The sequence below is a fragment of the Proteus sp. LHD240705 genome (genome assembly GCF_047921555.1).
Taxonomy (GTDB): Bacteria; Pseudomonadota; Gammaproteobacteria; order Enterobacterales; family Enterobacteriaceae; genus Proteus.
This window is the reverse complement of record NZ_JBLRMI010000003.1, coordinates 1-12,656: the sequence shown is the minus strand read 5'-3', so window position 1 is coordinate 12,656 and position 12,656 is coordinate 1. Positions and strand designations below refer to the sequence as shown.

At 38.3% G+C, this 12,656-nt stretch carries 10 protein-coding genes; 9 read left to right on the top strand and 1 reads right to left on the bottom strand.

Annotated features, from left to right (window positions below):
• The first annotated feature begins 4 nt into the window (after positions 1-4).
• The 5 genes from ACNART_RS06130 to emrB all read left to right on the top strand — a co-directional run bounded on the left by ACNART_RS06130 (position 5) and on the right by emrB (position 5,710).
• Entirely contained in the window at positions 5-412 is a 408-nt protein-coding gene (locus ACNART_RS06130) for a hypothetical protein (protein ID WP_349443406.1), read from the top strand.
• 166 nt (positions 413-578) lie between these two features.
• Entirely contained in the window at positions 579-1,787 is a 1,209-nt protein-coding gene (locus tag ACNART_RS06125; protein ID WP_198620369.1) for an MFS transporter, read from the top strand.
• A 491-nt stretch (positions 1,788-2,278) separates the two neighbouring features.
• On the top strand, positions 2,279-2,806 hold the full coding sequence (mprA, locus tag ACNART_RS06120; protein WP_023581117.1) for a transcriptional repressor MprA: 528 nt from the start codon (positions 2,279-2,281) through the stop codon (positions 2,804-2,806).
• 192 nt (positions 2,807-2,998) lie between these two features.
• Positions 2,999-4,177 (top strand): multidrug efflux MFS transporter periplasmic adaptor subunit EmrA, encoded by a 1,179-nt coding sequence (emrA, locus tag ACNART_RS06115; RefSeq protein ID WP_109374059.1) that lies wholly within the window; start codon positions 2,999-3,001, stop codon positions 4,175-4,177.
• Positions 4,178-4,192: 15 nt separating this feature from the next.
• Entirely contained in the window at positions 4,193-5,710 is a 1,518-nt protein-coding gene (gene emrB / locus ACNART_RS06110) for a multidrug efflux MFS transporter permease subunit EmrB (RefSeq protein ID WP_368927242.1), read from the top strand.
• Positions 5,711-5,800: 90 nt separating this feature from the next.
• Here emrB and ACNART_RS06105 read toward each other — a convergent pair whose 3' ends face one another.
• A complete protein-coding gene (locus ACNART_RS06105) occupies positions 5,801-6,964 on the bottom strand; it encodes a tRNA/rRNA methyltransferase (RefSeq protein WP_100159391.1) in 1,164 nt (387 codons plus the stop codon).
• 231 nt (positions 6,965-7,195) lie between these two features.
• Here ACNART_RS06105 and ACNART_RS06100 point away from each other — a divergent pair, with 231 nt between their 5' ends.
• The 4 genes from ACNART_RS06100 (at position 7,196) to ACNART_RS06085 (ending at position 12,611) form a co-directional block, all read left to right on the top strand.
• Positions 7,196-7,897, top strand: coding sequence for a tRNA-uridine aminocarboxypropyltransferase (locus ACNART_RS06100; protein ID WP_368927252.1), 702 nt, complete (start codon positions 7,196-7,198; stop codon positions 7,895-7,897).
• Positions 7,898-7,925: 28 nt separating this feature from the next.
• The gene (locus ACNART_RS06095) at positions 7,926-10,595 is read left to right on the top strand and encodes a bifunctional acetate--CoA ligase family protein/GNAT family N-acetyltransferase (protein WP_160230056.1); all 2,670 of its coding nucleotides are present in this window, start codon (positions 7,926-7,928) and stop codon (positions 10,593-10,595) included.
• A gap of 178 nt (positions 10,596-10,773) precedes the next feature.
• Positions 10,774-12,132, top strand: a complete 1,359-nt coding sequence (pssA, locus tag ACNART_RS06090; RefSeq protein WP_198626177.1) for a CDP-diacylglycerol--serine O-phosphatidyltransferase — start codon at positions 10,774-10,776, stop codon at positions 12,130-12,132.
• Positions 12,133-12,263: 131 nt separating this feature from the next.
• The gene (locus tag ACNART_RS06085) at positions 12,264-12,611 is read left to right on the top strand and encodes a YfiM family lipoprotein (RefSeq protein ID WP_198620366.1); all 348 of its coding nucleotides are present in this window, start codon (positions 12,264-12,266) and stop codon (positions 12,609-12,611) included.
• Positions 12,612-12,656 lie beyond the last annotated feature (45 nt).

Sequence of the window (12,656 nt, the reverse complement as noted above, 5' to 3'; positions counted from 1 at the left end):
AACTATGCTGACAACAAAAACTAGCGGTAAAGTCATTGTGTCTTTAACTCAAAGTTGGCGCTACTTACTGCTGTTATCACTGTTACCTTATATAAGCACATTGCCTGTATTTAGCCTTTATTTTCACAATAAATTGGCTTTCTTTATTGCTTCTCTTTTATTTTTATTTACTCAATATCATCTTTTTCGTTTATGGCTTGATAGCCATTTTTTTCAAGCTCTTTATCGTTATCAAGACGATGTTAGTTTTGATGAAAGTCTCTCTATATTATTTCCTAAGCGTCCCCAAAAACAGACTATAGAAGCCCGTTGGCTAGGGACTAAACGCCTATTTTCTTTTGCCGTGATTGGCGTTTCAATTCAATGGATATGGTGTTTGGCTATGCTCTTTTTTACGCTTTTTAGTTATTAACAAGCAAAACCCAATGTTTATTTATTATATAAAACAATATGTTATAAAAATATATTCTAAGGTTTTGTATCAAATTAATTGAACATCTCTATCACAGTAATTCTTTTCTCAAAAAAATGACTCATGTTACTATCATTTACCTTACAAATGATTTGTTACGAGTATTATGGAAAACACCGCACCACAAACATCGCTAAGCAAAGGCCTTATTTTACTTATGGCGGTTGCCACAGGTATGGTTGTTGCCAGTAACTACTATGCACAACCTCTACTTGATTCAATCGCAAACTATTTCCACATATCTGCTACTTTGGCTGGATTTATTGTCACCACCGCACAATTAAGTTATGCCATAGGGTTAATGTTATTAGTGCCTCTTGGCGATATTTTTGAACGTCGCTCACTCATTATTACCATGACATTAATTTCAGCAAGTGGCCTATTAATTACCGCCATGGCATCTAATATTTGGGTGATGTTAATAGGAACTGCACTCTCAGGCATGTTCTCCGTTGTAGCTCAAATTCTTGTTCCTTTTGCTGCAACGCTTGCCGCGCCACATCAACGTGGAAAGGCTGTCGGAACGATTATGAGTGGCCTTTTACTCGGGATCTTACTGGCGAGAACCGCATCTGGGTTAATGGCGTCATTTACTAATTGGCAGGGTATTTTCTGGATAGCCAGTATTTTTCTGGCGATTTTAGCCATCACCTTATGGCGCTGTTTACCCACTTATAAAAGTGAAACCAACTTAAATTATTTCCAATTGCTAGGTTCTATTTTCAAATTATTTGCAACAACTCCCGTATTAAGAACTCGCTCATTAGTTGGTGCGCTTATTTTTGCTCACTTTGGTTTATTGTGGACCTCAATGGCCTTTTTATTGGCTTCTGATCCTTTTAATTACTCGGATGCTGTGATTGGTTTATTTGGTCTTGTAGGTGCCGCAGGTGCATTAATGGCGGGTAAAGCGGGTGTATTAGTAGATAAAGGAAAAGGCAAGAAAACCACCACAGTAGGATTAATCATCCTCTTTCTTTCTTGGGGTTTTATCATTGTTGCACCTTATTATCACTGGGTTGGGCTCATCAGCTTTATTATTGGCGTTGTCCTGCTAGACTTAGCTGTTCAGGGTGTTCATGTCACCAATCAGAGCACCATATACCGTATTTTACCTGATGCTAGAAACCGCCTGACTGCCGCTTATATGACAAGTTATTTTATTGGTGGTGCGCTAGGATCTTTACTATCAGGTTATGCTTATCATCAATATGGATGGACAGGTGTTTCTATCGCCGGATTAGTCATTGGTGTTATCGGTCTGATTGTTTGGTTTTTAGGTTATAAAAATGATCCAATAATCCACGCCGAATAATTTTTAGACCCAAGGATGGGTTATATTATTTCTTCACCCCCCCACTAATCAGAATAAAATGTGAATGTTTTAACAGCGTGATTACTATTAATGTATATCATCATCCCATTCTTTATTAAGAAAATTATATCAATCTACCCAATAAAGCACTGTATAAATAATTTCATTTAGATACTATCTACATACCAACCATTGATAGTGATAATAAATTTATTACGTGTTTTATCGTAAAAAATGATCCCTTTTTTCGCAAATAGACTACTATTCATTGTCAGATAAGTGATAAATTGATTTTATTAACTTATTGCAAAGAGATAAGTACCTATCTTTTTTTTGTGTTATCATTCAGAAAATTTATGAATCAGGTAACATAATCAAAAAAACATAGTGACTATAAATAATAAAAATTGCTAAATTGTGTGTTTAATATACCATTTAACATGTTGATAACAAAATTATCCTAATTTTCGAAACTAACAAGGTGTCTAAAAATGGAAAGCTCATTTACGCCAACAGAAGAATTACTAAACACTCGCGCTACACAACAGAAATCGCTTAACAAAGATATTCCTTATCAAGAAATTTTGTTAACTCGCCTTTCTATGCATGTTCAAAGCAAACTTCTTGAAAGTCGTAATAATATGTTGAAGTCTCAGGGTATTAACGAGACATTATTTATGGCACTAATGATTTTAGATACGACAGAAAATCGTAGTATTCAACCATCAGAATTAAGTGCAGCTTTGGGCTCTTCAAGAACAAATGCAACCCGTATTGCTGATGAACTTGAAAAGCAAGGTTGGATTGAACGTCGTGAAAGTCATAATGACCGCCGTTGTTTACATCTCCATTTAACTGATGCAGGTGAAGAGTTTTTAAATAGCTTATTACCACCGCAGCATCAGTGTTTAAAACAAATCTGGTCTGTATTAGATCAATCCGAACAAAGACAGCTTGAAACGCTAATGCGTAAGTTATTATTACAATTAGATACTTTGGCTGAAAAAGGTTGTGAATAAGTAGCATAATAAATAGTTTTATTGATCTAATCCTATTTACGCCATAAATCGGCAAACATACTTACCCATTAGCATTTATAATTTACCTTCACGCTAATAATTATTCTAAGATTGACTTTATAATTATGTTTCCAGTTTTAATACTGGAAACATATCTAATGATGTTTTTCTGGTTTTATGGAGATCTTCTAAATGAGTGTTAATGAGGAAAATACCCCCCCTCAGGCTCCCATTCGCAATAAAAAACGAACTCGCCGAAATGTTCTACTGTTGCTAACCATCCTATTTATTGTTGCTGGCGCAGCTTACACAGCTTATTGGTTTTTGGTGCTAAGACATCATGAAACGACAGATAATGCTTATGTGACTGGTAATCAAATCATGGTGATGCCACAGATTTCTGGTTCTGTTACCACCGTTTATGTGGATAACACTGATTTTGTAAAAGCGGGTGAACCCTTAGTTTTATTAGATTCAAGTGATGAAAAACTGGCATTAGAAAAAGCAAAAACAGCATTAGCTAATAGTGTTCGCCAAATGCATCAGCAAATCATCAACGGCCGTCAATTAAAAGCAAACATCGTTTTACGCGAAACAGAGCTCACTAAATTACAGAATGATCTTCGTCGCCGTGAAGTTTTAGGCGAACGCAATGTTATTGGTAAAGAAGAACTTCAACACGCCAGAGAAGCTGTTTCTACTGCAAGAGCGGCTTTAGAAGTTGCAAGAGAGCAATATAATGCTAACCAGGCAATTATATTAAATACACCAATTGCAAAACAACCCTCTGTTTTACAAGCATCAACTGATGTTCGTAATGCATGGCTTGCCTTAGAACGTACTAAAATTTTAAGCCCAACAGATGGCTATGTTTCACGTCGTAGCGTTCAAGTTGGCGCACAAGTCTCACCAGGTAAACCGTTAATGGCCGTTGTTCCTGTAACGGGTATGTGGATTGATGCCAATTTTAAAGAAACCCAGCTCGCCAATATGCGTATTGGCCAACCAGCAAAAATCACAACAGATTTTTACGGCAAAAAAGTTATTTATCACGGTACGGTATTAGGTTTAGATATGGGAACAGGGAGTGCTTTCTCATTATTACCTGCGCAAAATGCCAGTGGTAACTGGATAAAAGTCGTTCAACGTTTACCCGTTCGTATTTCATTAGATGAAAAAGAATTAGCAGAAAAACCATTACGTATTGGTCTTTCTTCTGAAGTGACTGTCGATACGATTAACCTTGATGGAAAAGTATTATCACACAGCGAACGCCAAACACCTGCTTACCATACTGATGCTTTAACCATTGATATGTCAGAGATTAATAAACTGATCAATGAAATCATTGAACAAAATGCAGGACAATAAAGGCGAGGTGTAAAGGTGTTCAAAGAGCCATTACAAGGAGGAAAACTTGCTTTAATGACCATCGCCCTTGCGTTGGCAACCTTTATGCAAGTTCTCGATTCTACAATCGCTAACGTAGCCATTCCAACTATTGCAGGAAACTTAGGTGCCTCTAACTCACAGGGGACTTGGGTTATTACCTCTTTTGGTGTGGCGAATGCTATTTCTATCCCAATTACAGGTTGGTTAGCAAAACGTATTGGTGAAGTTCGACTCTTTATGTGGTCAACGGCACTTTTTGCGTTAACCTCTTGGCTTTGTGGTATTTCGCAAAGTCTTGAAATGCTTATTTTCTTTCGTGTGCTTCAAGGTTTAGTAGCTGGACCACTTATTCCTTTGTCACAAAGTTTGTTATTGAATAACTATCCACCAGCAAAACGAAATATGGCGCTTGCACTATGGTCAGTGACTATTGTTGTTGCACCGATTTTAGGCCCTATCTTAGGTGGTTACATCAGCGATAACTATCATTGGGGATGGATATTCTTTATTAACGTTCCATTTGGTGTGTTGATTATTATGTGTATATCAAACACCTTATCTGGGCGCGAAACAAAAACTGAAATTAAACCAATAGATACCATTGGCCTTGTTTTACTCGTCGTGGGTATAGGTGCTTTGCAAATCATGCTTGATCAGGGTAAAGAGCTCGATTGGTTTAATTCAACAGAAATTATAGTCCTCACTATTGTGGCGGTGGTCGCACTTAGCTTCTTAATTGTTTGGGAGTTAACAGACGATCATCCAGTGATAGATCTTTCACTCTTTAAGAGTCGAAACTTTACCATTGGTTGCGTCACACTCAGCCTCGCCTATATGATCTATTTTGGTACTATTGTTTTACTGCCACTACTTTTACAAGAAGTCTTTGGCTATACAGCAACATGGGCTGGATTAGCATCAGCATCCGTAGGTTTATTGCCTTTAATTATCACACCAATTATAGGTAAGTTTGGTGGTAAAGTGGATTTACGTTATATCATCAGCTTTAGCTTTATTATGTTTTCTGTGTGTTTTTATTGGCGAGCTTATACCTTCGAACCAGGAATGGACTTTGCCACTGTGGCATGGCCACAATTCTGGCAAGGTTTAGCAGTTGCGTGTTTCTTTATGCCATTAACGACAATGACATTATCTGGGTTACCACCAGAAAAAATGGCATCAGCGTCAAGTCTTTCGAACTTCTTAAGAACATTGGCAGGGGCAATTGGCGCATCGTTAACCACAACAATTTGGACACAAAGAGAATCACTTCACCATGAAACCTTTGTAGAAAAAATTAATCCACTCGATCCAGATTCGCAAATGGCGTACCAACAAATGAATGATCTGGGTCTTTCAAATGAACAAGCGTCAGCGTATTTAGCTAAGACTATTACAGAACAGGGATTGATTATTTCAGCCAATGAAATTTTTTGGTTAGCAGCAGGTATTTTTCTTATCATGATGATTGTGGTTTGGTTTGCTAAACCGCCATTCTCACCAGGAAAATAATGCTATTAGCGTAGATCTTATAAATAAAAATCCCGCTTAAAAATCATAATGATTAAGCGGGATTTTTTATTCTTTAAAGCAATAAAGCGATTAGCCTTGGTGCTGACGCCACCATTCTGCTAATAACACACCAGAAGCCACTGAAACGTTTAAACTTTCAACGTGCCCAGTACCACCGATGTAAATGCTCATATCACCTTGATTTAATGTGCTTTCACTTAAGCCATCTTTCTCTTGACCTAAGATCAGTACCATTTTCGCTGGTAATTGTGCTTTTGATAATGGCACACTGCCTTTATGGCTTGATGTTGCCACCAGCGTATAACCCGCTTTTTTAAATTTATCTAAAGTTTGAGCAAAGTTATCAGCATCAATACCTTGGATATATTCAGCACCACCTTCTGCGGTACGAACAGCAGCACCAGATTCTAATACAGCGGAATCAGGAGAGATAACCCCTTTCACACCAAAGTGCGCACAACTACGCATAATTGCACCGACGTTATGTGGATTTCCCACATCTTCAAGTGCTAAAACGCAATCATGTTCAGGTGCATCTTTCAAATAGGTTTCTGCATCATGACCAACACGTTTTTTAATTAAGAAGCATACGCCACCATGGTGATCGGTACGAGCCGCTTTGACCATCTCTTCTTCTTCAACAACATGATAGGCTTTACGATTTGCAGCCATCCATTTTAGTGCATCACGAAAACGTGGTGTCACATCTTGTAAAAACCAAGCACGAACAATAGCATCAGGACGATTTTTAAACATAGCCTGACACGCATTTTCACCATAAATGCGCGTTTCTTCTAAACGTTGGCGGCGCAACTGTTCAGGATCGATTTGGCTCTTACCAGTAATGCCATCGTGCTCTTTAATTGCCTCTTCGCCAGCAGGGCGAGAAACTGTTTTCCATGGAGAAAAACTTCCGCCTTCGCTATCGCGAGAAGGTTTTGATTCATTACGTGATGCGCCACGCCCTGAAGGCTTACCTGCACCGCGGTCATCACGACGAGAAAATTTGTTATCACCACGTCTGTTATCGCGATTTTTATCGTCGCGGTTATCACCACGTCTATTATCACGATTTTTGTCGTCACGGTTATCACCGCGTTTGTTATCACGGCTATCACCACGACCATTTTCAGGACGGCGGGATGGTTTTTTAGGTTTATTATCGGCATTGTCCTCACTACGGACATACATTACTTTTACCTTGCCGTTTTTACCTTCATAAGAATCGTTCATTTGTCTCTCCAACTGCAATAGGGGCGCAGATTACATGATAGTTTAGCAACTGTCACCGAGAGAATCACGCACAGGAATCGATAAACTAATCAGGATCAATTGATAATTAACTCCATCTCATGCATAACCAATATATCAGTATGATTTTTATGATAAAAACAGACTGAATAGTTTGTTTGTTTTGAACATGATAATATTCGATTCTTTTTTATGAGTATTGGTCAATCTGTTATGCGTGACAATGCAGTCTCTCGACTTCGTCAATATCGACTTTCGATTTCGACTCGCCCTTTTAAAGCACGAGGTTTTCGTACCAAACGTTGCTCTTTTTGCTTATTACCTGAAAAACAATGTCTTTGTGACACGATTGTCAATCAACCTGCAAAAAGCCAATTTTGTTTATTGATGTATGACACCGAAGTGATGAAGCCAAGTAATACGGGGAAATTAATTGCCGACGTATTGCCAAACACGCAGGCTTTTTTATGGTCCCGAACCGCTCCAGAACAGGCCTTGCTTGATCTAATCAATACACCAGATCGGCAAGCTTATGTTGTCTTCCCTGAAAGCTATGCGCCAAATGAACGTGTTGTATACAACCAACTCCCTGCAAATAGCAAACCACCTTTGTTTATTCTCCTTGATGGCACTTGGAGTGAAGCACGCAAAATGTTTCGCAAAAGCCCTTATCTCAATTCATTACCCCTCTTTTCTTTAAATGAGGCAAGTAAATGTGAGTACATACTTCGCCAAGCAGCAAGGGAAGATCAACATTGTACAGCAGAAGTTGCAGCTTCTATTTTAGAGAATGTCGGCGATATTCAAGCCTCACAACAACTTTTTTCTCATTTTAGTTACTTTCGTCAACAATATTTACTTGGAAAACCAGACCGGAGTCAGGCAAAAGAAGATCAAATCAGCTACATTGAATAGCAGTTGATAATGAAACTCTGGAGTGGATATGAGCCAACGAGGTCTTGAAGCACTATTACGTCCTAAATCTATTGCGGTGATCGGTGCCTCTGAAAAATTAGGTCGAGCAGGAACCACCATGATGAAAAATTTGCTCAGTGGTGGATTTAATGGCCCAGTGTTTCCGATTAATCCTTCTCGTGGTTCTGTCTCTGGTGTTTTCACTTATCCTTCTATTGATAAATTGCCTCAAGTTCCTGATCTCGCGATTATTTGTACACATCATCGTCGCAACCTTGAGCTACTAAAACAATTAGGTGGATCTGGTTGCAAAGCCGTGATTGTGCTTTCTGCACAACCTGAACAATTTCAGCCAATAAAATTACTTTGTCAGCAATATCATATCCGTTTACTTGGCCCAAATAGTTTGGGGCTTTTAGCACCGTGGCAAGGTTTAAATGCCAGCTTTTCACCTCTTCCCGTTAAAAAAGGAAAGTTAGCTTTTATTTCGCAATCAGCGGCTGTCGCCAACACGATTTTAGATTGGGCTTATTATCGTAATATCGGCTTTTCCTATTTTATTGCGCTAGGTGATAATCAAGATATCCAAGTCGATGATTTATTAGATTTTCTAGCAAGGGACAGTAAAACCAGTGCTATTTTATTGCATCTCGAACATATAAAAGATGCACGACGATTTATGTCAGCATCTCGTAGTGCTTCGCGTAATAAACCCATTCTGGTGATAAAAAGTGGTCGTACTCAAAAAGCTCAACTGTTATTGGGCGATACACCGAGTTATGACGTGGCTTATGATGCCGCTTTTCAACGTGCGGGTTTATTACGAGTACAAGATACCCATGAGATGTTTTCTGCCGTTGAAACACTTAGCTATATGACGCCTTTAAAAGGCGAAAGATTAATGATTATGAGTAATGGCTCTGCACCTGCTGCAATGGCAGTTGATGAGCTATTTTTGCATTCAGGAAAGCTCGCACAACTTACAGATGAAACAAAACAAAAACTACAAAGTGTTATTCAAGAAGAAAATGCCATTCGCAACCCGCTAAACTTAGGTGATGATACAACGGTTGAACGTTATATTTTGGCATTGAATTGTTTGTTAGATAGCCATGATCATGATGCTTTACTCCTTATTCACACACCAAGTGCCATTGCTCCTAGCATTGAAACTGCGCAACGAGTCATAGAAGCCATCAATAAACACCCTCGACGTAAATGGCTTACCGTTTTCACTAACTGGGGCGGAGAGTATTCCTCTCAGCAATCACGCAAATTATTTAGTGAAGCAGGAATTCCAACCTATCGAACACCTGAAGGTGCCGTCACTGCATTTATGCATATGGTGGAATATCGCCGTAACCAGAAGCAGTTAAAAGAGACACCGGCATTACCTTTAGATGTCAAAATGAATACGCAACAAGCACATCGTTGCATTGAAGAGGCATTAAAAAATAAGCAATATCGATTAGACACACACCAAGTTCAGCCAATTATGGAAGCTTACGGCTTTAATACTCTTCCTACTTGGATTGCCCATAATGCACAAGAAGCTGTCAATATTGCTGAAAAGATTGGTTATCCTGTTGCGCTGAAGTTGCGTTCTCCTGATATCCCTCATAAGTCCGAAGTACAAGGTGTTATGCTTTATCTTCGAGACAGTACAGAAGTATCATCAGCAGCTCATGCTATTATAGAGCGTGTTACAGAACTCTACCCTCAAGCACAAATTCAGGGATTATTGGTGCAAAGTATGGCGAATAGAGCTGGCTCTCAAGAACTACGAGTCGCAATAGAGCAAGATCCTATTTTTGGTCCATTAATTGTATTAGGTGAAGGGGGAGTTGAGTGGCAAATAGAAACTAAAGCTGCAGTTGCTTTACCACCTCTTAATATGGCGCTTGCCCGTTATCTAGTTATTAATGCGATAAAAAGCGGAAAAATACAGCCTAGAAGCGCTTTACAGCCTCTAAATATATTAAGTCTAAGCCATTTTTTGGTGCAGGTTTCTCACTTACTTTTAGATTGTCCACAAATTGTCAGATTAGATATTCATCCTCTACTGGCTTCAGGTAATGATTTTACACTACTCGATGTCGCGATGGAGTTAGCGCCTCTACAAGGCGATCCTCATCAAAGGCTCTCTATTCGCCCTTATCCCAATGAATTAGAAGAAACCTTCTTTCTAAGAGATAACAATCCTTGCTTTATCCGCCCTATTTTGCCGGAAGATGAACCGTTACTTAAAACCTTTATAAACCAAGTAACAAAAGAAGATCTTTATTATCGCTATTTTAGTGAGATCAGTGAGTTTACGCATGACGATCTCGCGAATATGACCCAAATTGACTACGATCGAGAAATGGCTTTTGTTGCAATCCGAAATCCAGAAGATCGGCCTGAAATCATTGGTGTTGCCCGTGCAATGGCAGATCCGGATAATCAGCATGCAGAATTTGCTATTCTTGTGCGTTCTGATTTAAAAGGAAATACTTTAGGTCATCAACTTATGACTAAACTTATCAACTATACTAGAGAACATGGCATTAAACGTTTGACCGCGATAACCATGCCTGAGAATCGCAACATGATAAGTTTAGCGAAAAAACTGGGATTTTCTGTTGAAGTACAATTTGATGAAGGAATAGTCAATCTTGATTTGCAGCTTGGAACATCAAAAGATAGCCCAACGCTATAATCATAAGAGAAAGTTTCTTTATGTGATTGTTCACGCATCCTTTGATAAATTAGCTATATATGATGATTTTATGCGTACATCCCATATAACTAATGTTATGATCAGAAGATCGGTTAAAGAAAATCTACATGGACGATGGCTCCATCTGCCATCATAAACAAGAGAATTAAGCACTGTGATGTTGTCTAAACTAAAACTTGCTAAGCATCAACAACACCTTGCACAACTGCCTAAATTAGCTCAGTCAGTTGCTGATGTTGAAACGCTTTATCAGACGTCCGCGTTTCGCAGCACCTTATTGAAATATATTGCTCAAGCAAAGAAAGAGATCTTTATTACGGCTCTTTACCTAGAGCACGATGAGGCTGGTGAAGAGATCCTTGATGCGCTTTACAGCGCAAAACAACAACGTCCTGAATTATCCATTACAGTTATTGTTGACTGGCACCGTGCTCAACGTGGGCGTATTGGTGTCTCTGCTGATGCAACGAATGCAGATTGGTACTACCACGTTGCACAGCAACACCCTGATGTCGAGATCCCTATTTACGGTATTCCCGTAAACACTCGTGAAGCATTAGGTGTATTACACCTTAAAGGCTTTATCTTTGATGATACAGTTATCTATAGTGGCGCAAGTATTAATAATGTTTATTTGCACAAACTAGATAAATATCGTTATGACAGATATCACATCATCCAAAATAGCGAATTAGCCTCCACAATGAAGCAATTTATTGTGACTGATCTTTTGCAATCAGAAGCGATTCAACGATTGGATATCAAAGATAGAGTTCGTTGTGCCGAAATTAAAAACTGTATTCGTCAATTTCGTTTCAATTTACGCACTCGTGATGGCTATGATATTAAAGCCAATGCGTCTAACAACGAGCTGGCAGTAACACCTTTAATGGGTTTAGGTAAGAAAAATATCTTAAATAAGACAATTTCTCACCTTATGGCTTCTACTGAAGAAAAGCTTGTTATTTGTACACCTTATTTTAATTTACCTGCGATCCTTGTACGTCAAATCAGTCATTTATTAAGAAATGGCAAGCAAGTCGAAATTATTATTGGTGATAAAACTGCAAATGACTTCTATATTCCACCAGAAGAGCCATTTAAAATTATTGGTGCTCTACCTTATCTCTATGAGATCAATCTGCGTAAATTTACCCAACGTTTCCAACGCTTTATTGATAATGACCAATTAACAGTAAGACTTTGGAAAGATAACGATAATACCTATCACCTAAAAGGCATGTGGGTTGATGATAGCTGGCAATTAATTACTGGTAATAATCTTAATCCGCGTGCATGGGGATTAGATTTAGAAAATGCCATATTAATTCATGATCCTAAACATGAATTACATGAGCAACGACACAATGAGTTAGCCTGTATTCGCCAACATACTATTGTCGTAAAACATTACCAAGATCTAGAAAATATTAAACTTTATCCTCTAAAAGTGAAGAAATTAATCAAACGATTACGACGTATTCGTGTTGATAGATTAATTAGCCGTATACTTTAAACGCTAACGCTTCCCGTCTTAAAGCCTTACTTAAATATCAGTAAGGCTTTTTTGTTTTCTAAAATTATCTTCTATACTTAATAAGCATTTATATTAAAATATTTTTATCAGTGAAAAGGCTTTTATTTTTTATGAAACTAAGGCTTAAATGTGGTTCTCTGATCATTTTATTATCAATAATGACTTTAACGGGTTGCCAGTCATTTCATTTTGCCAATGATAATTGGCAAGGCAAAGATAAAGCTCAACATTTTTTATTTTCTATGGTTGCTTCAGCGGGCGCAAATGCGTATGCAGATCATCAAAATTATGGTCATAGAGAAGGATTATTAATTGGGCTCTCGTTTTCGATTAGTTTAGGTGCAGCAAAAGAGCTTTATGATAGTCGTCCAGAAGGTACTGGCTGGAGCTGGCATGATTTTGCTTACGATGTTGCGGGAGCTGCGGCGGGTTCATTGCTTTATCAGCAATTAAAATAGTGTTTTATTCCTCAAAAATAAAATAGAGACAGAGAAACCCCAAAC